At 67.8% G+C, this 21924-nt stretch carries 22 protein-coding genes, 1 tRNA gene and 1 pseudogene; 12 read left to right on the top strand and 12 right to left on the bottom strand.

The genetic code is table 11. The features are described 5' to 3' along the window. Positions 1 to 16 precede the first annotated feature (16 nt). Positions 17 to 616 (bottom strand): TetR/AcrR family transcriptional regulator, encoded by a 600-nt coding sequence (locus ACIRRA_RS40405; RefSeq protein ID WP_402779766.1) that lies wholly within the window; start codon positions 614 to 616, stop codon positions 17 to 19. Positions 617 to 746: 130 nt separating this feature from the next. Continuing rightward, entirely contained in the window at positions 747 to 1367 is a 621-nt protein-coding gene (locus ACIRRA_RS40400; protein ID WP_356999648.1) for a TetR/AcrR family transcriptional regulator, read from the bottom strand. Positions 1368 to 1442: 75 nt separating this feature from the next. Between ACIRRA_RS40400 and ACIRRA_RS40395 the strand changes: the two genes are divergently transcribed. The 4 genes from ACIRRA_RS40395 to ACIRRA_RS40380 all read left to right on the top strand — a co-directional run bounded on the left by ACIRRA_RS40395 (position 1443) and on the right by ACIRRA_RS40380 (position 5257). Continuing rightward, entirely contained in the window at positions 1443 to 2783 is a 1341-nt protein-coding gene (locus tag ACIRRA_RS40395) for a DUF3533 domain-containing protein (RefSeq protein ID WP_402779763.1), read from the top strand. Positions 2784 to 2900: 117 nt separating this feature from the next. Next, the gene (locus ACIRRA_RS40390) at positions 2901 to 3587 is read left to right on the top strand and encodes a GAF and ANTAR domain-containing protein (RefSeq protein ID WP_402779761.1); all 687 of its coding nucleotides are present in this window, start codon (positions 2901 to 2903) and stop codon (positions 3585 to 3587) included. A 111-nt stretch (positions 3588 to 3698) separates the two neighbouring features. Next, positions 3699 to 4409, top strand: coding sequence for an ANTAR domain-containing protein (locus ACIRRA_RS40385; RefSeq protein ID WP_402779759.1), 711 nt, complete (start codon positions 3699 to 3701; stop codon positions 4407 to 4409). Positions 4410 to 4741: 332 nt separating this feature from the next. Then, positions 4742 to 5257: a sigma-70 family RNA polymerase sigma factor gene (locus ACIRRA_RS40380; protein ID WP_402779757.1), complete on the top strand. Its 516-nt coding sequence runs from the start codon at positions 4742 to 4744 to the stop codon at positions 5255 to 5257. 18 nt (positions 5258 to 5275) lie between these two features. Here the strand turns inward: ACIRRA_RS40380 and ACIRRA_RS40375 are convergent, their stop codons facing one another. The 6 genes from ACIRRA_RS40375 to ACIRRA_RS40350 form a co-directional block, all read right to left on the bottom strand. Next, a complete protein-coding gene (locus ACIRRA_RS40375) occupies positions 5276 to 6826 on the bottom strand; it encodes an MFS transporter (protein ID WP_402779755.1) in 1551 nt (516 codons plus the stop codon). Positions 6827 to 6901: 75 nt separating this feature from the next. Next, a complete protein-coding gene (gene mscL / locus ACIRRA_RS40370; RefSeq protein ID WP_402779753.1) occupies positions 6902 to 7297 on the bottom strand; it encodes a large conductance mechanosensitive channel protein MscL in 396 nt (131 codons plus the stop codon). 396 nt (positions 7298 to 7693) lie between these two features. After that, positions 7694 to 8059 carry a hypothetical protein gene (locus ACIRRA_RS40365; RefSeq protein ID WP_402779751.1) on the bottom strand — a complete coding sequence of 122 codons (366 nt, stop codon included), beginning with the start codon at positions 8057 to 8059 and terminating at the stop codon, positions 7694 to 7696. Positions 8060 to 8071: 12 nt separating this feature from the next. Next, entirely contained in the window at positions 8072 to 8278 is a 207-nt protein-coding gene (locus ACIRRA_RS40360) for a hypothetical protein (RefSeq protein WP_402779749.1), read from the bottom strand. A gap of 116 nt (positions 8279 to 8394) precedes the next feature. After that, positions 8395 to 9693, bottom strand: a complete 1299-nt coding sequence (locus ACIRRA_RS40355) for a D-arabinono-1,4-lactone oxidase (RefSeq protein WP_402779747.1) — start codon at positions 9691 to 9693, stop codon at positions 8395 to 8397. Positions 9694 to 9726: 33 nt separating this feature from the next. Further along, a complete protein-coding gene (locus ACIRRA_RS40350) occupies positions 9727 to 10401 on the bottom strand; it encodes a TetR/AcrR family transcriptional regulator (protein WP_402779745.1) in 675 nt (224 codons plus the stop codon). Positions 10402 to 10518: 117 nt separating this feature from the next. Here ACIRRA_RS40350 and ACIRRA_RS40345 point away from each other — a divergent pair, with 117 nt between their 5' ends. The 7 genes from ACIRRA_RS40345 to ACIRRA_RS40315 all read left to right on the top strand — a co-directional run bounded on the left by ACIRRA_RS40345 (position 10519) and on the right by ACIRRA_RS40315 (position 17483). Then, positions 10519 to 12015 (top strand): MFS transporter, encoded by a 1497-nt coding sequence (locus ACIRRA_RS40345; RefSeq protein ID WP_402779743.1) that lies wholly within the window; start codon positions 10519 to 10521, stop codon positions 12013 to 12015. A gap of 538 nt (positions 12016 to 12553) precedes the next feature. Next, positions 12554 to 12985, top strand: a complete 432-nt coding sequence (gene crcB, locus ACIRRA_RS40340; RefSeq protein ID WP_402779741.1) for a fluoride efflux transporter CrcB — start codon at positions 12554 to 12556, stop codon at positions 12983 to 12985. Continuing rightward, on the top strand, positions 12978 to 13322 hold the full coding sequence (locus ACIRRA_RS40335) for a DUF190 domain-containing protein (protein ID WP_356999608.1): 345 nt from the start codon (positions 12978 to 12980) through the stop codon (positions 13320 to 13322). Before crcB (ACIRRA_RS40340) ends, ACIRRA_RS40335 begins: the two co-directional genes overlap by 8 nt. Continuing rightward, on the top strand, positions 13319 to 13681 hold the full coding sequence (gene crcB, locus ACIRRA_RS40330; RefSeq protein ID WP_356999605.1) for a fluoride efflux transporter CrcB: 363 nt from the start codon (positions 13319 to 13321) through the stop codon (positions 13679 to 13681). The genes ACIRRA_RS40335 and crcB (ACIRRA_RS40330) overlap by 4 nt, the downstream gene beginning before the upstream one ends. Before the next feature lie 47 nt (positions 13682 to 13728). Further along, positions 13729 to 15369: a phosphoglucomutase (alpha-D-glucose-1,6-bisphosphate-dependent) gene (gene pgm / locus ACIRRA_RS40325; RefSeq protein ID WP_402779737.1), complete on the top strand. Its 1641-nt coding sequence runs from the start codon at positions 13729 to 13731 to the stop codon at positions 15367 to 15369. 77 nt (positions 15370 to 15446) lie between these two features. Beyond that, positions 15447 to 16673, top strand: a complete 1227-nt coding sequence (locus ACIRRA_RS40320) for an MFS transporter (RefSeq protein WP_402779735.1) — start codon at positions 15447 to 15449, stop codon at positions 16671 to 16673. Between the two features lie 72 nt (positions 16674 to 16745). Further along, positions 16746 to 17483, top strand: coding sequence for a DsbA family protein (locus ACIRRA_RS40315; protein ID WP_402779733.1), 738 nt, complete (start codon positions 16746 to 16748; stop codon positions 17481 to 17483). 16 nt (positions 17484 to 17499) lie between these two features. Here the strand turns inward: ACIRRA_RS40315 and ACIRRA_RS40310 are convergent, their stop codons facing one another. Both ACIRRA_RS40310 and ACIRRA_RS40305 read right to left on the bottom strand, forming a co-directional pair. Next, positions 17500 to 17820, bottom strand: coding sequence for a hypothetical protein (locus ACIRRA_RS40310; protein WP_402779730.1), 321 nt, complete (start codon positions 17818 to 17820; stop codon positions 17500 to 17502). A gap of 208 nt (positions 17821 to 18028) precedes the next feature. Next, entirely contained in the window at positions 18029 to 19621 is a 1593-nt protein-coding gene (locus ACIRRA_RS40305) for a DUF222 domain-containing protein (RefSeq protein WP_402779728.1), read from the bottom strand. 129 nt (positions 19622 to 19750) lie between these two features. On the opposite strand from ACIRRA_RS40305, the gene ACIRRA_RS40300 reads away from it, so the two are divergent. Further along, positions 19751 to 19826, top strand: a tRNA-Ala gene (locus ACIRRA_RS40300). A 577-nt stretch (positions 19827 to 20403) separates the two neighbouring features. On the opposite strand, the pseudogene ACIRRA_RS40295 reads toward ACIRRA_RS40300, so the two are convergent. Next, a pseudogene (locus tag ACIRRA_RS40295) lies at positions 20404 to 21348 on the bottom strand (recombinase family protein); the annotation flags it as partial. Positions 21349 to 21456: 108 nt separating this feature from the next. Beyond that, positions 21457 to 21924 (bottom strand): transposase (locus tag ACIRRA_RS40290; RefSeq protein WP_402779726.1); only part of this gene is annotated, 468 nt, incomplete at its 5' end.

The following is a 21924-nucleotide window of genomic DNA, read 5'->3' as shown; positions in this document are numbered from 1 at the left end:
AGTGTGAGGTGACCGCCTAGGCCGGATCCCGCACGATGAGCGAAACCGCCATCGGGACGAGCACTTCCACCAGGTCGCTCACCGGCGGGCGCGGTTCGGACAGCAGCCACTCGTGGGCCAGGCCGTTGATTGCGCCGATCAGGGCGCTGCCCGCGAGCTCGCCCGTGCCGCGCACGCGCGCGCCCGAACCGGCCAGCGGCTCCACCGCCAGATACAGGGTGGCGACCCAGGCGTGCCGTCGATCGCGCCGGTGCTGCTCCATGCGCTCGCTCACGCCGACCACCTCGACGAAGGCGACCTTGGCGCGGTGCGGGTCGGTGCCGATCGAGCCGAGGAACGCAGAGAGGGCCCGCGTCACGGTGTCGGTCGGGTCCGGGTCCGGTCCCATGGCGCTCAGGGCTGTGGCCAGCGCGGCGCCGGCCTGGTCCTGGATCTGGTCGTACGCCGCGACCAGCACGTCCTCGCGGGTCTGGAACTCCTCGTAGAACTGGCGTTTGGACAGTCCGGCGGCCGCGCACACATCGGCCAGCGAACAGTTGGCGTAGCCGCGCTCACCGAAAATCTGGATGGCCGCGTCGAGGAAGCGCTGCCGGCGCTCGGCTTTTCGTTCGGTCACGGCGCGTCCGCCGTACTGCCTGCCTTCGATCGTCACTGTCGTTTCTCGATCGTCACGCCTGAAAGGTTACGGGTGCGGGCCCACGGATTCCGGTTCGCGGACCTCCGCAGCCCGGTTCGCGGACGCGGCGTCAGCGTCGCGGACGCAAACCGTTCATCATGTGGGTGACCATCTCATCGAAGAGACCGTCGGCCTCCTCGGCGTCGACCAGGCCCGAACCCATGATGGCGGCCAGCCCGTGCAGCGCGGCGACCGCCGACAGGCAGATGCGCCGCGCGTCGCCGGGCACCACCTCGCCGCTCGCCTGCGCGTCGGTGACCATTTCGATGGGGACGGTGAAGGCGCGCGCGGCGGCCTCGCCGATGGCCGGAGTCGGACTGTTCTTGCGCGCGAACATGAGTGCCAGCAGCGCCGGATTGTCGATGGCGAAGCGCAGGTAGGTGTGCGCCATGGCGCGCAGGCGCTCCAGGAAGGCGCCGGTGGCGGCGGCCTGTTCGAATCCGGCTCCGAGCCGCTCGAATCCGGCTACGGTCAGCGCGTCCAGCAGTGCCTGCTTGTCGCGGAAGTGCCGGCTCGGCGCGGCGTGGCTGACGCCGGTGTCGCGGGCGAGCTGTCGCAGCGACAGGCCGTCGACACCCGCGCCGCGCAGGGTCTCCTCGGCGCGCCGGAGTAGTTCGGCGCGCAGGTCCCCGTGGTGGTAGGACCGCGCGCGCTCCACCACCTCGCGGGCTTTGCGCTTGGCGATGCTCATGGTGAGAGCAGGATATAGGACACATTCGGAGATGTTGACGTTGACTACTTTGTTGTCGCTGCCTACATTCGTCGCATGGCGAATGACAGTGCCCCCACCGGCCCGGAGGCCACGGTGACCCCGGCGGCGACCCCGGCCCGGCGGGCCGTGCCGCTGCGCGGCTGGATCGGCCCGATGCTGGTGCTCACGCTGCTCGCGGCGCTGATCGGCACCATGTACCTCGGCTACACCTCCGACCCGGAGAAGAACCTGCACAACTTCCCAATCGCCCTGGTCAATCAGGATGTGGGCGACGTGATGGACGGCAGGACCGTCAATGTCGGCGACCAGATCACCGGCGCGCTGACCGAGCAGATTCCGAAGAATAAGATCGATCTGCGGCTGGTCGGCATCAATGACGCCCGCCAGCAGCTGAGCAACGGCCAGATCTACGGCGCCATCATCATTCCGAGCGACTTCACCAAGCGGCTGTCCATTCTGGCGGCGGCCTCGGTGGTCCCCGGCGACGTGGAGCGCCCGGTCATCACCGTGCAGACCAATCCGCGTGCGGGCACCTACGCGTCCTCGATCATGCAGCGCATCACCGATCGTGCGATGGCACAGGTCAATACGACCGTCGGCACGCAGCTCACCGATCAGGTGAAGGCCAAGCTGGCGCCCCGGGCGGGCGCTCCCGCCACCGAATTGTCCGGCGCGGCACGGCTGCAGCTGGCCAAGCCCATCGACATCGTGGTCAGCCCGTACCGGCCATTGCCCGCGGGCACCGGCCAGGGCCTGTCGGCCTTCTTCTACACCCTCGTGCTGCTGTTCGCGGGCTTCAGCGGCGCCATGATCATCCACTCCATGATCGACAACGTGCTCGGTTACGCCCCGGCCGAATTCGGCCCGTGGTTCCGCGCGCCGGAGCCGGCGTCCATCAGCCGCTGGCACACCCTGCTGGTGAAGTGGGCCATCACCATCATCACCGCCCCGGTCCTCTCGGGCATGTTCATGGGTATCGCGAGGATCTTCGGCATGCCGATCGACCAGCCGCTGCCGCTGTTCCTCTACGGCGCGCTGGCCATCATCGCGGTGGGGGTGACCGGGCTGTCGGTGCTGGCGGCCTTCGGCACCGCGGGCCTGCTGATCAACATGATCGTCTTCGTGGTGCTGGGCCTGCCGTCCTCCTCGGGTTCGATTCCGGTGGAGGCGATTCCGCGGTGGATCGCCGCGCTGTCCAGCTTCGAGCCCATGCACCAGATCTACCTGTCGGTGCGCGCCATCCTGTTCTTCGACGGGCACCTGGAGGCGGGTCTGAGCACCGGCATCTGGATGACGGTGTTCGGCCTGACCCTGGGTCTGCTACTGGGCGCGGTCGCCACCCACACCTACGACCTGCGCGGCCTGTCCCGGCTCGGCGTGGCCCACCAGCCCTGACGACCGTCCGCCACAGTGACTTTCGGCCCTGTTCAGTGTCGAGCTGTGACGGTGATACTGGCCCCGGGCACCGAATTACCCATCGCCGGGCGATGATTGTGGGGCGGTTCGATGGTGATGGCTTCGTCGCAGTTCGATCAGCTGACGGGACAGTTCCTGCGCGCCGTGCGTGATACCGGCGGCGGGCTGGGCGCGGTGTGCACCGCGTGTGTGCGGGTGCTGCCGGTCCGGCGCGCGGCCATCGTGCTCGAGGAACGCGACGCCGGCATGCAACCCTGGTGTGCCAGTGACGGATTCGCCGAGCGGGTGGAGCAGGCGCAGGCCACCGCGGGGGAGGGGCCCGCGGTCTCTGCGGTGGCCGACGGGGTGCCGGTGGTGGTGACCGATCTGAGCGCGGACTGCGAGCACTGGCCCGGGTTCGCCGAGGCTCTCTCGGGGGAGCCGGTGTCGGGTTCCCTGTTCGCAGTGCCCTTGCGGCTGGGAGCGATTCGGCTCGGCGCGGTGGATCTGTACCGCGATTCGGTCGGGCGGCCGGGGCCGCGACTGCTGTCGGCGGCGCTGCACATCACGGATCTGGTCACCGCCAGTCTGGTGCTGGCCACCGGGGACGACGCCCGGCAGTGGGCACAGCCGTTGTCCAGCAGGTGGATTCACCAGGCGGCCGGGATGACGGGCGCCCGGCTCGGCATCGAGATCGCCGATGCCTATGCCCGCCTGCGCGGATACGCCTTCACCCATGGGCTTTCCCTGGTGGAGGTGGCACGGCGGGTGGTGGAGCGTGAGATTCGGATCGAAGCCGAATGAGCGCAACTGTTCCGCAGCACCCTGCCCGGCAAATACCATGAGCTGACGGCAAGAGCGGCACAGGAAGACTTTCATGGCGGGCGCCCCGGCGTTTGCCGAGGGGTGATTACGGTGTCCGACAGTGAGTTGCTGGTGGCGGTGCTGGCCAGGTTCGCGCGCCTGCTACCGGCGGCAACCGAACTGCCCCATATTCTGGACGAATTGATGCACAGTGCCATCGATGTGCTGGAACCGGGTGGTGTGACGGTGGCGCTGTCCCCAAAACTGCGGGGTGACCAGTCGGAACTCTTAGGTGGCATCCCCGAGGAACTGCTGGATCTCGAGGTCTGCCAGCGCGATCACGCTCGCGGACCCGGCGTGGTCGCCCACGTCTGCGGCGCGCCGGTGACCGTCACCGATATCGGTAGCTATGGCGACATGTGGCCGGAGTACACGAGTCTGGCCGGGCGGCACCGGATTTCCTCGGTAGCCGCCGTCCCCATGCGCCTCGACGACACCGAGGCCGGCGTGCTGAGCCTGTATTCGCGCGATCCGCGGCACTGGACCGGCAGGGACCTCTCGGTCGCCACCCTGCTGGCGGGCATGGCCACCGGCCACATCGTCACCGCCAATCTGGTGCAGCGCCATCAGCGGGTGACCGAGCAGCTACAGCACGCCCTCTCCACCCGCATCGTGGTGGAACAGGCCAAGGGCGTGATCGCGCACGCCCACCACACCACCCCGGAAGCCGCCTTCGCACTCATCCGCGCCCACGCACGGCGCAATCGCGTCACCGTGCACGCGGTCGCCCAGGGCATAGTCGAACTGGGCCTTCGGATTTGATCCGCGAGATATTCGCACACTTTGCCCGGAATTCCATCCCCGAAAATAGATCCTGGCGGGAATAGGGTGATCGTGGAGTAGCCTGGAGAGTTGGCGGAACCGAAAGCCCCTGTCCCCGGCCGGTTTCCGTTCGCGGTTTGCGACCGTCCCAGTCCTCGACGGCTCGTTCGGCAAGTCTGTACTCGCTTTCCGTCGATCTGGGGGCAATCGTGAATTCCTCACGTGCACCGCAATATTCCGCTACCCATCCCGTAACTCATTCCAGTCCCGCCCCATCCATCCGGCCCACCACCTCCCGATCCACGCGGCGCGGCAGTGAATTCGACCAGCTCGTGCGCCGCATCGGCGCCGGCGATCGGGATGCTTACGAGGAGCTCTACCGCCGCACCCGCGGCCTCATCTACTCGCGAGTCCTGAACATCGTGTGCGACACCGGATATGCCGAGGAAACCTGTCACGAGGTCTACCTGCAGGTCTGGCGCAGCGCCGCCGCCTTCGACCCGGCCCGCGGCAATGCCCTGACCTGGCTCACCACCTTGGCCCACCATCAGGCGGTGGACCGGGTGCGGCGCGAATGCAGTGCGGCCGGGCACGAACACCGCCGGGGCCTCTGCGATTACCGGCCCGCCATCGATGTGGTGGCCGAGGAGATCCTGCGCCGCCACGACGAGCGCGCCATCCGCCGCGGCCTGGCCACACTCACCCCCTACCAGCGCGAGTCGGTGGTGCTGGCGTTCTACGACGGCCTCACCTACCCACAGGTCGCGGCGCGACTGGGCATCGGGCTGCCGGCGGTCAAGGCTCGCATCCGCTCGGCACTGGCCCAGCTCAAAGTGTCACTGGCATAACCGGATACGGCGTGCCGATCAGTGCGTGGCGGTGGCCTTGAAGCCACGCGGGACCAGGATCACGGTGAGCACCGCGACCGTGCCCACCATGGCGGTCGAGATCCAGGAGGTGGTGGTGAGCGCGGCATCGTAGGCGTGCTGGGCGATGCGCAGCACCTCGTCACCGGTGGGCCCGGCGATCTTCTCCGCGATATAGGCCGCGCCGCCCACCGAGCCGCGCGCCTCGGCCAGATCGCTGCCCTGTAGCGGCAATCCGGTCATGTGGCCGGTGAACAGACGACCGTGAATGCTGCCCAGCAGCGCGACGCCCAGGCCGATGCCCAGCTCGTAGTTGGTCTCCTCGACCGCGCCCGCCTGCCCGGCGCGCTCGGCCGGCACCGCTGATACCAGCACCGCGGCGGCGGTGGTGATGGCGATGCCGTCGCCGATGCCCAGGCACACCAGCACCAGCGCGACGATCGGATAGGTGGTGTCCGGCACCGCCGCCAGCACCGCGAAGCCCCCAGCCAGCGCGCCCAGCGCGACGCCCATCAGCGCGCGCACGCTCACCTGCTGCATGAGCCACGGGGTGGACAGCGAGCCGAACAGGGTGGCCAGCGCCGCGGGCAGCGTGCGCATGCCCGCCTGGGAGGGCGAGTAGCCGTGAATGTACTGCAGCCACAACGAGATCAGGAACAGTGCCGCGCCGATGGCCAGCATGGCCAGCAGGGTGGCCAGTGCCGCCGCGGTGAACGCGCGATTGCGGAACAGCCGCACATCCAGCAGCGGATCCGGCGACTTCAGCTGCCGATAGGCGAACAACCCCAGCAGGAGCACCGAGGCGGCCAAGATCACCAGATCGATCGGGGCCGGATTGCCCTTGGACACATGCTTGATGCCCCACGCCAGCGCCACGACGCCCAGCACCGACAGCGCCGCGCTCGCCCAGTCCAGGCTGCCGCGCTGCGGCGCCTTGTATTCCGGCAGCAACCACAGTCCGGCGGCCACCGTGACGATCACCACCGGCACGTTCAGCCAGAAGGCCGCCGACCACCCGAACGCCTCGACCAGGTGGCCACCGACCAGCGGGCCGATGGCCGCGCCCGCACCGGCCACCGAGGCCCAGATGCCGATGGCCAGGGTGCGTTCCCGGTCATCGGCGAAGATATTGCGGATCAGCGAGAGTGTGGACGGCATCACCATGGCCCCGCCGACGCCGAGCAGCGCGCGTCCCGCGATGAGCTGCGCGGGCGTGTGCGCGGTCGCCGCCACCACCGAGGCCAGGCCGAAGAGCACGAAGCCGGACAGGAACAGCCGCTTGCGGCCGTAGCGGTCGCCGATCGCGCCGCAGGTGATGAGCAGGCCGCCCAGCACCAGGCCGTACAGGTCGACGATCCAGAGCTGTTCCATCGGAGTGGGTGCCATGTGATCGATGAGCGACGGCAGCGCGACATTGAGGATCGTCGCGTCCATCGCCACCAGCAGCAGGCTCGCGCACAGCACAGCGAGCATGGCCCACCGGCTCGCCGGCGCGGGCGCCACCCGGTCCGCCAGATCGTCCGGCTGTTCCCGGGGTGGGATGCGGCCCACGTTTTCCGCCTCCTCGGCTAGGCATGGGTCAAGCTTCTGGCAACAACCTGGCTAAGACTACCCGGGGTGCCCGGCTCACTTGTTCGCGTTCTGCTTCGCCAGCAGGTCGCGGATCTCGGTGAGGAGCTCCAGCTCGGTGGGATCGGCCTTCACCGCGGTGGGCTTGCCGAGCCGGTTCCTGAGGGTGTTCATCGGGAGGATGAGCACGAAGTAGAGGACCGCGGCCACACACAGGAAGTTGATGCCGGCGCTGATGATCGGACCGAGGGCGACGAAGGTGGACGGCTTGTCGGACAGGAGCTGGAAGCCCAGACCGTATTCCCTGTTGCCGCCGAGGGTGGCCAGGAGCGGCTCGATCACACCCTTGGTCACCGAGGTCACAATGGCGGTGAAGGCCGTGCCCATGACCACGGCCACCGCGAGATCGATGACATTGCCCCTCATCAGGAAGTCTTTGAAGCCCTTGAGCATGATGCGCGCAGATCCAATCCGAGACGTTTTCGTTATCTTTCGGATGGGAGTTTAAGGGCTGGTCGCGGAGTGGTGTGTCCATGGCATACCCCCCTTGACGTGCATCACTCCGGACGGTTGGTCGGGGTCTGGCACACAATTGGCAAATCCGCGGGCCGGGTCAGCTCCCGCGCTCGGCCCGGAAGGTCTTCACGAGCGCCAACGCCACCGCACCCTGCTCGCAGGTCCAGAAGGCGCGGCTCCAGGCAGGCGGTTCCGGATTGCCACCCGTGGACAGCATGTTCATCCGCGCGCTGCGCTCACCGGAGGTGCACCCTCCGGAACGAACGAAGCCGGCGGGCAGAAGCGAACAGCCCCGGTTCCGGGCCGTGTGGCCCGGAACCGGGGCTGGGCGGATTACTTTCCGCCGGCCCTGTTCTTGAGGGCGGTGACGATCTCGTTGACCGCGGCGAGCACGTCCTGGGCGGCGTGGTCGAGGTTGGCGCGCACCGTTTCCAGGGTGCTCTGGAGATCCTCGGGAGTGATCTTGTCGGCGAAGGCTTTCGCCATATCGGCGAGATCGGCGGCCGCGCTCTGTGCCCGGTCGGCCAGTTCGGCGGCGGCTCCGCTGGCCCGCTCGGCCAGCGCTCCTGCCGCTGATTCGGCTCGCTCTCGCAGGTCGGAGGCGGTGACCCCGAGGTCTGTGGTCAGATCGTCGGCGGTGGTGCGCAGGTCATCGGCAAGGCGCTCGACCTTGTCATCGGAGTCGTCATTGGTGGGCATTGTCGTGTTCCTCTACTTCGATCCGCCGCTCAGTTTCTCCTTCATCCTGCCCATGAACCCGCCGACCTTGTCCTTCACGTCGTCGGTGGCGTGCTCGAGCCGCTCTTCCATCCGCTTGGTCATGTGCTCGGCATTGCCGGTCATGTCCTCGGCCCTGTGACGGGCCCTGCCGGACATGTCCGAGGTCGCCTCGTTCATCCCGTCGCCGAAAGAAGACATCGGAACCTCCCTACGTTGGTCACGCTCGGGCAGTTACAGCGATCTTTTAGCAACCGATAGTAGTCCTCTTTCGGTGCGCCATCGGCACTCATTTCAGTGCACGGTAGCCAGCACTTTCAGTGCACGGGACCCAGGACGCGCTCGATGTACTCGTTCGTGAAGCGCCCCTTCGGGTCGAAGCGGCGGCGGACCTCGGCGAACTTCTCCCAGTCCGGGTAGCGCTCGCGCAGGGTCTCGGCGGTCTGGAAGTGCCGCTTGCCCCAGTGCGGGCGGCCGTTGTAGCGGTCGAAGACGCGTTCGCAGGCGCGGAAATACGGCTCGTAGTTCATGCCCTGGTACTGATGCACGGCGATGTAGCAGGTCTCGCGGCCGCCGGCGGGGGAGAGGAAGGCGTCGTCGGGGGCGACCCAGCGCACCTCGATCGGCATCGGGGTGTCGAAATGCTTGGCCACGTCCTTGATCTCGCGGATGGCGTCGGCCGAATGCTCGCGTGGCAGTGCGTATTCCATCTCGGTGAAGCGGAACAGCCGGGGGCTGGCGAAGACCCGATAGGAGCGCTCGACCTGGCGGCGGTAGCTGCCCGCGTAGGCAGCGCTGCGCTGGACCAGCGGGATCAGGCTCGGGCGGCGGCGGGTGAGGCGGCACAGCGCGTCGAAGGTGTAGTTGGTCATGAGGATGTCGGAGAACCAGTCCACGGCTTTGCCGCGCGGTTGCTCGGGCAGCTCGACTCTGTTGTTGCGCTTGGTCATTGCCAGCGGGCTGTGCGCGAACATGTAGAACTCGAAGTGCTCGTTGCCCTCGACGTAGCTGTCGAGATCGGCCAGCACCTCCTCGACCGGGACCGGCCGTTCGACGCCCTCGAGGACGAAGGACGGCACCATCTGCAGGGTTACGGCGGTGACCACTCCCAGCGCGCCCACGTTCACGCGGGCGGCGCGCCAGCCGTCGGGGTCGGTTTGCTCGTTGAGTTCGACCCGGCTGCCGTCGGCGAGCGTGAGCTCGACGGAATGCAGTGCGGCCGAGAGGTTCTGCAGCTTGGATCCGGTTCCGTGGGTGCCGGTCGCGGTGGCGCCGGCGATGGACTGCACGTCGATGTCGCCGAGGTTGGGGAAGGCCAGGCCCAGCGGATGCAGCGCATTGCTGGCGGCATTGAGCGTGATACCGGCTTCCGCCCGGACCAGCCCGGATTCGCGGTCCACGTTCAGGATCCGGTCCAGCTTGTTCAGGCGCAGGAGCGTGCCGTCGGTGAGCACGGTCTCGGTGAAGGAGTGTCCCGATCCGGCGACCCGGACGGTGTGGCCGTTCGCTTCGGCCTGTGCGAGTACTGCCGCGACGTCCTCGGGCGAGCTCGGTTCGGCGATGGCCGCCGGGGTACAGCTCTGATCCCCGGCCCAGTTCACCCAAGAGTTGGTCATGCGACCAACTTTAAACCGCGAGTGTGATGTGCGCTACCGTTTGCGCGGGGTATATGCCGCGGCTTTTGCCCGCTCCACCTCGTCCTCGGTGAGCGGCGGCTGGGCCAGTGCCAGGCGGGGCACGCCGTCGCCACGCACGCCATTGAGAATCAGCGCCATATAGCGCTCCCAGACCTGGGGATTGACCGGCCGGGCGAATCCGGCGATGCCGTCGACCATGTTCACCAAGGCGAAGAAGTCGCCCGCCTCGATGTCGGGCTGCAACGCGCCCGCGTCCTTGGCGCGCTGGATGACCGCCTGCATGCCGGGCCGGATGTGATCCTTCATGGCGCAGAAGCGATCCATGCTGTCGTGTAATTCGAGGATGACCTCGCCGAAGCCGCGGTTGACCGCGACGTGCCGGCACGAGTACTCGAACAGGTCGACCAGGCCCTCCCACGGGTCCGGATGGTGTAGTGCCACATCCACGGCCCCGGCGAGCTCGGTGACCATCTGGTCGAAGACCTCGGAGATGAGCTCCTGCTTGTTGGCGAAGCGGCGGTAGACGGTGCCGACGCCGACGCCGGCGCGTTCCGCCACATCGTCGAGGGTGACCTCCAGCCCGCGATCGGCGAACAACTCGCGGGCGGCCGCGATGATGCGCTGCTGATTGCGGGCGGCGTCCGCGCGCAGACGCCGAGGTGGGGGCGCGGTGGTGACGTGATTCACACCCTGATCCTAACAGCAATCGGGATTATCTGGAGGACCGGTCTCCGTTTTGCTGATAGCTTTTACCGGTAAGCGGAGAACGGTTCTCCGCTAATCCTAGGGGACGAGGAAACCACCATGACGACAGCTCTCGAGAAAGAGGTCGCGGCACCGGCCGCCGCGCCGCGGCGCGGATCGCACGCGCTGCGCTGGTGGGTGCTCGCCGTACTCGGCGTCGCCCAGCTGATGGTCGTGCTGGACGCGACCGTCGTGAACATCGCGCTGCCGCACGCGCAGGCCGACCTGGGCTTCTCCAATGGCGATCGGCAGTGGGTCATCACCGGCTACGCGCTCGCCTTCGGCAGCCTGCTGCTGCTGGGCGGACGGCTCTCCGATCTGTTCGGGCGGCGCACCACCTTCATCACCGGCCTGGTCGGCTTCGCGGTCGCCTCGGCCGTCGGCGGCGCGGCCGGCAACTTCGAGGTGCTGGTCGGCTCCCGCGTCGCGCAGGGTGTGTTCGCCGCGCTGCTCGCGCCCGCCGCGCTCTCGCTGCTGACCGTCACCTTCACCGAACCCGCCGAGCGCGCAAAGGCTTTCGGCATCTTCGGTGCCATCGCCGGCGCCGGCGGCGCACTCGGCCTGCTGCTGGGCGGCGCGCTCACCGAGTGGGCCTCGTGGCGCTGGGTGATGTACGTGAACTTGGTCTTCGCGGCCATCGCGCTGGTCGGCGCGGTGCTGCTGCTGGCCAAGCACACCGCCACCGAGCGACCCAAGCTGGATCTGCCCGGCACCCTGGCGGTGACCGCCGCGCTGTTCGCCATCGTCTACGGCTTCTCGCACGCCGAGTCGGACGGCTGGACCAACGGCCTGACGCTGTCCTTCCTGATCGGCGGCGTGGTGCTGCTCGGCGTGTTCGCCTGGCTGGAACAGCGGGTCGCGCATCCGCTGCTGCCGCTGCGCGTGGTGCTGGACAAGACCCGCGGTGCGTCCTACATCACGGTGTTCACCATCGGCATCGGCATGTTCGCCATGTTCCTGTTCCTCACCTACTACATGCAGCAGCAGCTGGGGTACTCGCCGATCCGGACCGGCGTGGCGTTCCTGCCCATGGTCGCCGGCATGGTGGCGGCCTCCACCACCGTGCCCGCCCTGCTGATTCCCCGGGTGGGCCCGAAGGTGACCGTGGTGAGCGGATTCCTGCTCGCCACAGTGGGAATGGTGCTGCTGACCCGCATCGGCGTGGACACCGGCTACGCGAGCCACATCCTGCCCAGCCTGGTCCTGATGGGCCTGGGTCTCGGTATGGCGATGTCGACGGCCTTCAGCGGTGCGACCTCGGGCGTGCACCACAGTGACGCCGGTGTCGCCTCGGCCATGGTGAACACCAGCCAGCAGGTCGGCGGTTCCATCGGCACCGCGTTGCTGAGCACGCTGGCCGCGACGGCCTTCGACAACTACGCGTCGAGCCATGTGCCGCCGTCGGCGGCGGTGCTGGCCGAGGCCGCCGTGAAGAGCTACACCACCACCTTCTGGTGGGCCGCCGCTATCTTCGTGGTCGGCGCGGTGATCACCGGTCTGATCATGCCCAACCAGGCGCCGGTCCCGGCCGAGGGCGAACCCGTTCTGGCGCACTGAGTTCCGGACATGGAAGCGGCCCCGCTCACGAAAGTGAGTGGGGCCGCTTCTTTTTCGGCTTACCGTGATCAGCGGCAGTTGGAGGGCGGGGCCAGGCCGGATTCACCGGTGCGCCGCCCTCCGCGACGCCGACGATCGGCAGCTCGGGCGCGTAGTCGGGGCGATGGAGTGAAACAGCAGTTGCCACACCGTCGCTCCTGGCCAGGGATGGTTGGGTGCCAGGCGGGCATTGGGGACATCACCGTTCTGGGCGGCGTCGAGATTCTCTGCGGCGTAGTCGAACCCGTCCGGGGGGAAACCGGGTAAATCGCCCCGGCCTGGGCGGCGGGGGCGGCAGCCATGGCGGCCACCGGTACCGTGGCGATTCCGAACCCTTGGACCAGCAGCTTTCTGATCGACTGCCGCACCGCCAACGCGACTCCTCGAGGCCGGTGGGACAACTCCTGGCAAGCGGCACTATCCTCGCAGTTCCGGACGGCTCTTCGGCTTCAGTAACACACCGAACAGCAACTATTTGGCTAATTGGAGAGGAGGGGCGGTGGCAGTGAGAGTCGCAGGTGTGGACACCGCCCTGCTCGGTGTCATCGCCCTCGGCGGCGCGATCGGTGCGGAAGCGCGCTACGCCGCGAGCCTGTGGGTGCCGCACCGCGGTTCGATTCCGTGGCAGACCTTGGCGGTCAACGTGATCGGTTGCTTCCTCATCGGGGTACTGATGGTGTGTATCACCGAGATCTGGGTGGCGCACCGGCTGCTGCGGCCCTTTCTCGGAGTCGGCATTCTCGGCGGATTCACCACCATGTCCACCTACGCGGTGGAAGTTCGTACACTGCTCGAATCGGGCCGGGTCGGCGCCGGACTGGCCTACCTCGGGGGAACTGTGGTGACAGGGCTGATTTCGGTCGTGCTGGGCGTGAGTGCGACACGATGGGTATCGGAGACGGCACGACGATTGGGGGCAGACGATGAGTGACATGGTTCGGCAGTGGGTACCCGCGTCTCGGCTGACGGTGCTGCTCGGCGAGGACGACACCTATCGGCATCGGCCCCGTTACCACGAGATCGTGCGGCGTGCCCGGGATGCCGGATTGGCCGGGGCCAGTGTTTGGCGCGGTGTCGAGGGCTACGGGGTGTCCTCCCATATCCACACCGCCCGGCTGCTCGATCTGGCCGAGCGGTTGCCGGTGATGGTGATGATCATCGACGACACCGCACGGCTGCGGGCCTTCGTGGAAAGCAATGCGGACCTGCTGGATTCGGTGACGGTGGCGCTCTCTCCGGTCGAAGTATTCGCCGGAGTGCGGCGGTGACAGGGCTGCTGGTGATCCTCGGCGCGCTCTTCGGGGCGCCCACCCGGTATCTGGTGGATCGCGCGCTGGCCCATCGATTCGATAGTGTTCTCCCCCTGGGCACACTGGCGGTGAACATGGGCGGTTCGGCCGTGCTGGGCGCGTTGATCGGTGCGGGAGCAAATCATTGGCTCCTGGCTGCCGTGGGAACGGGGTTCTGCGGCGCGCTGACCACGTTCAGTACGTTCGGTTACGAAACGGTTCGATTGGCCGAGGAGGGCGCTTACAGCTATGCGGTGGCGAACGTCGTGATCGGCGTCGGCGCAAGCCTGGCCGCGGCCTACCTCGGTGCCTTCCTCGGGCAGTGGGTATGGCCGTGATTCTCATGACGAGCCGGGCGCAGGCGATACGGAAGGGAGGTGCGAGCATGGCCCACGATCGAGCCGGACGACCGGCCAGGGCCACGGACCTCGAGGACATCGCGCACTTGGTGACGGCCTACTACAGCCGGATTCCGGATCCGTCGGATCCCGCGCAGCTGGTGTCCTTCGGCACCTCCGGTCATCGCGGGTCGAGCCTGGACTGCGCCTTCAACGAGGCGCACATCCTGGCCATCACCCAGGCGATCGTGGAATACCGTGCGTCGCGCGGCATCACCGGGCCGGTGTATCTGGCGCGGGATACGCACGCGCTGTCCGAGCCCGCCTGGACCACCGCGCTGGAGGTGCTGGCCGCCAATGACGTCACCGCCGTCATCGACTCGCGCGACAGGTACACGCCCACACCGGCTTTGAGCCACGCCGTGCTGCGGCACAACCGGGGCGGGACCCGGTATCAGGCCGACGGCATCGTGGTGACGCCCTCGCACAATCCGCCGCGCGACGGCGGGTTCAAATACAACCCGCCGCACGGCGGTCCCGCCGATACCATCGCCACCGACGCCATTGCCGCGCGCGCCAACCAGCTGCTGCGCACCGGGCTCGCCGACGTCAAGCGCACGTCGCTGGCGCAGGCGCTGGCCGGCAATGTGGAGCGCTACGACTACCTGGACCGCTACATCTCGGACCTACCCAATGTGCTGAACCTGGACGCCATTCGGGGCGCCGGGATTCGGCTGGGCGCGGATCCCATGGGCGGGGCCTCGGTGGACTACTGGGAGGAGATCGGGCAGCGGTACGACCTCGAGCTCGAGGTGGTGAATCCGTTCGTCGATCCGACCTGGCGGTTCATGACGCTGGACTCCGACGGGCGGATCCGGATGGATCCCTCGTCGCGGTACGCCATGGCCTCGCTCGTGGCGATTCGCGATGATTACGACATTTCCACCGGCAACGACGCGGACGCGGACCGGCACGGAATCGTGACTCCCGATGCGGGACTGATGAATCCGAACCACTACCTGGCGGTCGCGATCGAGTACATGATCGCCAACCGGATGGGGTGGGACGCGCTCACCAAGATCGGCAAGACGGTCGTGACGTCCTCCTTGATCGACCGGGTGGTCGGCGTGTTCGGCCGCGACGTGTACGAGGTGCCGGTCGGGTTCAAGTGGTTCGTGCCCGGATTGTTCAGCGGCAGCCTGGCTTTCGGTGGTGAGGAATCCGCGGGCGCGTCGTTCCTGCGCATGGACGGCACCGTGTGGACCACCGACAAGGACGGTATCCTGCTCGCGCTGCTGGCCGCGGAGATCACCGCCGTCACCGGGCAGAGCCCGTCCACCCGCTACACCGAACTCGAAAAACGCTACGGCTCACCCGCCTACGCCCGCGTCGATGCCACCGCCACCCCGGAACAGAAGACCCGCCTGGCGGCGTTGACGCCGGACATGATCACCGCGACCGAAATCGCCGGCGAGCCCATCACCGGCATCCAGACCCGAGCCCGGGGTAATGGAGCGGCCCTCGGCGGCGTCAAGGTCACCACCGAGAACGCCTGGTTCGCCGCCCGCCCGTCGGGCACCGAGGACAAATACAAGATCTACGCCGAATCCTTCCAGGGCCCGGAGCACCTCGTGCAGGTCCAGGCCGCGGCCGAGGAGATCGTCGGGCACGCCCTCACGGGTGAATAGCTCGGCCTTCGGTCAGGTGTGGCGAATGGATGGATCAGTGTGTGCGTCAGACGGTTCGGGGTGGGCGGTGCGTTGCGGTGAGTGAGGTCGAGGGGCCCGTGGGCGGGCGGCATCGGCTGCCGGTGGAGATCTGGGTGCTGGTGGGGTCGGCGTTCACGATCGCCATCGGGTTCGGGTTGGTGGCACCGGCGTTGCCGCAGTTCGCGCGGAGTTTCGATGTGGGGGTGGCGGCGGCCTCGTTCATCGTGAGCGCGTTCGCGTTGATGCGGTTGATCTTCGCGCCGCTGGCGGGTCGGTTGTTGCAGAAGCTCGGGGAGCGGCCGGTCTATCTGACCGGGCTGTTGATCGTGGCGGTGTCGACCGGTGCGTGCGCGCTGGCCCAGAGTTATTGGCAGCTGCTGGTATTGCGGTCGCTGGGCGGGATCGGGTCGACGATGTTCACGGTGTCCTCGCTGGGGCTGGTCATCCGCATGTCGCCGCCCGCCGAACGCGGGCGGGTCTCGGGGGTGTACTCGACGAGCTTCCTGATCGGGTCCATCAGCGGGCCGCTGGTCGGCGGTGCGCTGTCCTTCCTGGGCCTGCGCGCACCGTTCCTCATCTATTGCGTGGCGCTGCTGATCGCCAGCCTCATCGTGTATGTGGCGCTGCGCGATTCCCCGCTGGCGCTGCCGGAGAAATCGAACGGCGCGCCCGTGATGACCTTCCGCGAGGGGCTGGCCCGGCCCGCGTACCGGGCCGCGCTGTGGGCCAATTTCGGCAATGGCGCAGCCGTTTTCGGTGTGCGCATGGCGCTGGTGCCGCTCATCGTGGTGGAGGTGCTGAAGCAGGATGCCGCGCTCGCGGGTGTGGCGCTGACCGCCTTCGCGCTCGGCAATGCCTCGGTCCTGTTCCTGTCCGGGCGGTGGTCGGACACGGCGGGCCGCAAGCCCTTCCTCATCGCGGGAACCCTGGTCTGCGCAGTCGGCACCGCGGGCATCGGCCTCGCGCCCACGCTCGTCTGGCTCTTGGCCGCCTCCTGCGTGGCGGGCATCGGCTCCGGCATGTTCACCCCCGCCCTGCAGGCGGCGGTCGCGGACATCATCGGCCCCGGCACCCGCGGCGGCCCGGTCCTGGCGGGCTATCAGATGTCCGCCGACCTGGGCACCTTCCTGGGCCCCTACGCCATCGGCATGCTCGCCGACCGCGTCTCCTACGGCGTGGCCCTCGGAGTGACCGGCGCTGTACTGGCCTCGGCGTCGGCGGTGTGGCTGGTGGCGCCGGAAACCCTCCGCCGGAGGGAACCAGCCGCGTCCACCCCCGTCTAGCGGGTCGGCAACAGATTTTGGTGGGGCGGGGTGGGTGTTGCTCGGGTGGGGGCGTCGGGCAGAGTGTTGCGGGTGAGCAAACCGACTTCGAAGCACACACCGCGGCCGGTCTCGAGCAAGACCACCTACGCGCTGGCCGGGCTGGCCGTTGTCGTGGTCGCGGTGATCGTGGCGGCCCTCTACCTGTGGAATCGCGGCGGCGGGGACGAGGTGCGCAACGACGGGTACGGTCCGGTGCACGATCCCGCGGTGTCGGTGGCGCTGGATTCCGATGGAGCCATTGTGTTGGGCAAGACCAATGCGAAAACCATTGACATCTACGAGGATCCGCTGTGCCCGGCGTGTGGTCAGCTGGAGAAGATCTACGGCCAGGAGATTGCCCAGCAGGTCGACCTCGGCAAGATCGCGGTGCGGTATCGCCTGGTGAACTTCCTCGACTCGCGGTCGGCGAGCAAGGACTACTCCACCCGCGCGGTGGCCGCCAACGAATGCGTCGCCCAAGCCGGTGATGGTCCGGCCTACTCGAAGTTCCACTCGCTGCTCTTCACCACCAAGCAGCCCGCCGAGGGCGGTTCCGACCACGACAACAAGGAACTGGCCGCCATCGCCAAGGAGGCGGGCGCCGGTGACGACGTCGCCAAATGCATCACCTCCGGCGACCGCGCCGACACCGGCCGCGCCCACGCCGAAGCCGCGCTGAAGGCCCTCAACGACGCCCTCAACAATCGCGCCGCCACCCCGTCGGTGTTCATCGACGGCAAGAAGGTCGACGTGAACAACAAGAACTGGGTCCTCGACGCGGCGAAATAGGCTGGGCGGTAAGGCTTCAGACGTCGAGGACGGGCCGGCGTAGACGACCTGTGTACGTGGCCGCCCGACCCAGCGCGTCCTCGGCGGCGTCGAGTTCGATGAGGGCCTCGTCGAACACCTCGGCGGCGCCGGCGACGCAGTAGGCCGGGGTGGTGAGTGCGCCGGTGCCCGGCGTATCGAGCAGCAGGCCCGAATCGGGGAGATCGCGGTAGGCGGCGGTCAGGTCCGCCAGGTCCGCACGGAGGGTCCGCAGGCGATCCTGCAGGAGCTGCCGCCGCTGCTCCAACAGCAACGGGTCCCGCAGGTCGGCGTCCGCGCGCGGTTCGTGGTCGTTCATGCGACCAGCATGCAGTGGTGCGCGAGAACATGCAGTGGAGCGCGGACATGCGGTGGCGCACAGGAAGTCGGATGTTCTCGTGCGCCACCGCATGCCGGGCGGAATGGGTGGGGTGCGGCCCTCGGGGGAACGGAGAAGTGAGCCGCACCCCGGGTAGGGAGCCGGGCTGGAGGCTCGGCTCCTTGGTCGGGGGAGGGGACCTTACGGGTCAGCGGGATGCGGCTCGGGTGGGGGTTTCGGGGATGTCGTTGTCCGGGGTGGCGCGGGACAGCTGGGGGTGGATGAGGACGTGGGATTCCATCGGGTAGGCCAGGTCCTGGGTGAAAGGCGCTCCAGTCGTGGCGGTTTCGATGAGGTCGGGAACGACGCGCAAGGGGTGTGGCCTGGCGGGTGCGTCGATATCGGTGTGGGGGAACAGGTAGCGCGCGCCCTCGCGGACGGTCTCGTGCGATTCGCCACTGGGGTCGATCCAGCGCATGCGATCGGTATCCGCGAGATAGACGCGCCAGGGGTGTTTTCCCCTGTCGGCCAGTAACTTCAGCCGATGGTGATGGGTGCACAGGACGGCGCGGTAGGCGGGATTCGGGCCTGTGGCGCCTCGCGAGGGATGCGGCTCGAACTGGACCAGAGTGGTTTCCGCCGCGGGCATGGTGCAGCCGGGGAAGCGGCACAGGCCATCGACGGCGCGGACCTCACGGGGCGGCGCGCTCGAAAAAGCGCGTACCGCCACGGGTTTCGACTCCACAGCGGTCATGGCGCGTTCCCAGGGAGCCTGCCGAACCGGGATGGTCCGTGACTCCGGCCTGCGCGAGGTGCGGAGGCCCGGCGCGTCGGCCGGCTCGGGGCGCTGGGTGGCCGCTCCGTCCGTTGCGTTCGTCTCCTGGGTGGCCTCATTCGGGAAATACTCCGGAATCACCTGGAAACGCGCGTGTTCGGCAAGGGTGCGGGCGAGGGCGCCGTCGATGGGGCCGTAGCCGGCGAGGAAGGCCGGATCGTCGCGCAGACCCAGCAGGGTTTCGGCGGAGACCCCGACCTGGATGAGCGGACGGCGGGGCGTGGTGGGGGCATCGGCCTTCGGGCAGTCGAGATTCCGGCCGCAGCCGCAGCGTAGGCGACCGGAACCGTCGGCGAGCGCGACCAGTGCGTCGGTGCGGCGCTGGGACATGGTGCGCGGATCGGCCTCACAGACCTGGAGGCTCATTTCGCGCAGCCGCATGGCGAGCGCCTGGGCTCCGGCGGCCGGCAGCAGGCCGTCGAATACGGCCATGCCGTCCTGCACCGCGCGAATCCGGACATCGCGATCCTGCTCGCGTTCCTCGCGGCGGCGGGTCTCACCCTCGGGATCCAGGCGGGTGACCCAGCGCTGGGCGGTCTGACGTAATCGGGCCGGATCCGAGCGCAGAGCCGCCTCGATCAACTTGGGCTCCAGCACTTCTCGCACCTCGTGCGGCAGGCCGCGCAGACTGTCCGCGATCACCTGTACCCGCGACAGGTCGATCCGCCCGGCCGCGAAGGCGTGTTTGGTCTGCGGTAGGGAATCCAGCGCCAACCCGATATCGATGAGGGCCGCCGCCACCGCCTCCGACACGTGCACCGCCACGGCGATCTCCGCCGCGGCGAACTCCCCGGCACGCACCCCGCCCGTCCCCGGCGCGGCATTCTCGGCCCGATGCCGGCGATACACCTCCCGCACCGCTGTGATTTCCGCCGCCTGTGCGAACGCCGCCGCCCCGTGTGCCCGCCGCAGCGCGTCGATCAGCTCTTCCTCGCCCATCGCCTCCACCTCTCGGCTATCGAACATGCGTTCGAGACTACATCGAGAAGATCGCCGCCGCCAGCCTCTGTACAGGCGATTTGGTTTGTTCGACACCAGTCGTGTAACTTCGTTCAAGCAAGCAGGGCAACGCCCCGCTGGCGGAGAAGTGAACACGGGGCTATGGCGCAGCTGGTAGCGCACCACACTGGCAGTGTGGGGGTCAGGGGTTCGAGTCCCCTTAGCTCCACCAATCGTGTCATTGCACGAACCGACTCCATTGGGGCTGGTACCGCGGAAGCGGTACCAGCCCCAATGTCGTTTCCGGGTTGTGGGATGCGGAAGGTGGGAACAAGGCGGTCGGGGCCGGTGATGGCGACCTGAGCGACGAGGGCCTCGATGAGTGCCTTGGCTTGGGTGCGAGTACCGGTGCCGATGATTTCTGCGATGTGGTCAGCGATGCCGTCGAGCGTGGCGGTCCCGGGGGCGACGGGCTCGTTGTCGAGCGTGATCGTGAGTTGGTCGCGGCGGGTGGCGAGCTGGGTTGTCTTGGTGCGCAATTCGCCGAGCCGTCCGGCGAGGAGCTCAGGGTCGAGGGCGCCGTTTTCGAAGGCATTCAGATAGCGGTCGATCGCCTGCTGAGCTTTGGCGAGTTCGGCGGTGACGGCGTCCAGTTCGACGCGGGTGTCACTACTCGAATCGTGGTGGCGTCGATGCTGGGCGGTGACGGCTTGGCTGATCAGATCATGCTGAGTGCGGTAGAACGTGCCCAAGGCTTCCAGGACGGCAGCGTCGACGGAGTCGGCGTCGAGGCGGGTGAAGTCGCACTTGTCGCTGTCGTAGCGGGCACGGTTGAAGCAGGTGTAGTAGCGGTAGGTGCGGGAGCGTCCGGTGGCGCGAGTGCCGATCATGGCCCGCCCACAGCGTGGGCAGCGCAAGCGGCCGGTGAGCAGATAGTCCGAGGAGTTGGCCGCGCGGTGGGCATGGGATTCCCCGCGCGCGTCGAGGACGGATTGGGCGTGGTCGAAGATGGCAGTGTCGATGAGGGCGGGGTGGGCATCGGTGACAGTGGTGCCCCGGAAGGTCAACTCGCCGAGGTAGATCCGGCTGTTGAGGATGCGCAGGACGTGGTGGCCGGACCATTCGCGGCCGGTGCTGGCGCGATGCCCGCGTGCGTTCAACTCCGCGGCGACGGCACGGGCACCGAGACGGCGGCAGGCGTAGAGGTCGAAGATCATGCGCACAACCACGGCTTCGGCCTCGTCCACGACCAGGGTTCGAGTGGCTTTGTCGACCCGGTATCCGTAGGGCCGTTTGCCGCCCTTCCAAAGTCCTTTGGCGGCTTTGCGTTCCATTCCGGCGATGACGCGGTCGATGATGGTGTCGCGTTCGAACTGGGCGAACATGCCCAGCATTTGCACCAGCATGCGACCCATGGGCGTGGAGGTGTCGAATGGTTCTGTGGCGGAGCGGAACACGACCTTGGCGCGGTCCAGCTCGTCGAGCAGGGTGACCAGGTCGCGCAGGTTGCGGGAGAACCGGTCGACCCGGTAGACCACGAGCACATCGATGAGTCCGGCACGCGCGGCTTGCAGCGCGCGTTGGAAGCCGGGGCGCTCGGTGTTCGCACCCGAGGCGTCATCGGTGAAGGACGTCGTGTGTCGCCAGCCCGGTTGGGAATCGACGTAGGAGTCCAGGCGGGCGTCCTGGGCTTCGATGGAGTAGGGCTGGTTGTCTTCGGTGGTGGAGCGGCGTGTGTAGGTCCCTACCCGCACGTCCTGTTCCCATGCGCAGTGCCGGTGGAGATACGAGACGTTGAGGATTTCTTGGTGCCTGCCATGCTGGGGTCTGTCCAGATAACGGTGTAACTCGGGTTGATTGGGTTATTTCCGTCCGGCGGTGAGTCGGCCTTCGAAGGTGATGTCGAAGGCGTTCAGCGCCGCTTTCCATCGGGTGATCCACCGTTTCTGGCCTGCCCCAGTGGGATCGAGGGCCATGATGGCCAGGTAGACGCATTTCAGGGCGGCTTGCTCGTTGGGGAAGTGCCCGCGAGCCCGCACGGCACATCGGATGCGAGCATTGACCGACTCGATGGCATTGGTCGAGCAGACGACCCGCCGGATCTCGGTGTCGAACGCCAGAAACGGCACGAACTCGGCCCAGGCGTTCTCCCAAAGCCGCACGATGGCAGGGTATTTCGTGCCCCATGCCTCGCTGAACTCGTAGAACCGTTCCAGCGCAGCGGCTTCGGTCGGTGCGGTGTAGATCGGTTTGAGGGCTGCGGCGATCGCGGCCCAGTGCTGGCGGCCGGCGTAGGAGAACGAGGCTCGCAGCAGGTGAACGATGCAGGT

Origin of the sequence: Nocardia sp. NPDC101769 (genome assembly GCF_044766925.1) — a bacterium.
Classification (GTDB): Bacteria; Actinomycetota; Actinomycetes; order Mycobacteriales; family Mycobacteriaceae; genus Nocardia.
Note: the sequence above shows the minus strand (reverse complement) of the source record. Positions and strands in the feature narration are given on the sequence as shown.

Bases quoted from the DNA above. Each gene is read 5' to 3' on its own strand.
- ACIRRA_RS40395 (WP_402779763.1), top strand. From the start codon at position 1,443: ATGGCGAATGACAGTGCCCCCACCGGCCCGGAGGCCACGGTGACCCCG.
- ACIRRA_RS40345 (WP_402779743.1), top strand. From the start codon at position 10,519: ATGACGACAGCTCTCGAGAAAGAGGTCGCGGCACCGGCCGCCGCGCCG.
- ACIRRA_RS40335 (WP_356999608.1), top strand. From the start codon at position 12,978: ATGAGTGACATGGTTCGGCAGTGGGTACCCGCGTCTCGGCTGACGGTG.
- ACIRRA_RS40305 (WP_402779728.1), bottom strand. From the start codon at position 19,621: ATGTTCGATAGCCGAGAGGTGGAGGCGATGGGCGAGGAAGAGCTGATC.
- ACIRRA_RS40400 (WP_356999648.1), bottom strand. From the start codon at position 1,367: ATGAGCATCGCCAAGCGCAAAGCCCGCGAGGTGGTGGAGCGCGCGCGG.
- ACIRRA_RS40360 (WP_402779749.1), bottom strand. From the start codon at position 8,278: ATGTCTTCTTTCGGCGACGGGATGAACGAGGCGACCTCGGACATGTCC.
- mscL (WP_402779753.1), bottom strand. From the start codon at position 7,297: ATGCTCAAGGGCTTCAAAGACTTCCTGATGAGGGGCAATGTCATCGAT.
- pgm (WP_402779737.1), top strand. From the start codon at position 13,729: ATGGCCCACGATCGAGCCGGACGACCGGCCAGGGCCACGGACCTCGAG.
- ACIRRA_RS40365 (WP_402779751.1), bottom strand. From the start codon at position 8,059: ATGCCCACCAATGACGACTCCGATGACAAGGTCGAGCGCCTTGCCGAT.
- ACIRRA_RS40390 (WP_402779761.1), top strand. From the start codon at position 2,901: ATGGCTTCGTCGCAGTTCGATCAGCTGACGGGACAGTTCCTGCGCGCC.
- ACIRRA_RS40355 (WP_402779747.1), bottom strand. From the start codon at position 9,693: ATGACCAACTCTTGGGTGAACTGGGCCGGGGATCAGAGCTGTACCCCG.
- ACIRRA_RS40310 (WP_402779730.1), bottom strand. From the start codon at position 17,820: ATGAACGACCACGAACCGCGCGCGGACGCCGACCTGCGGGACCCGTTG.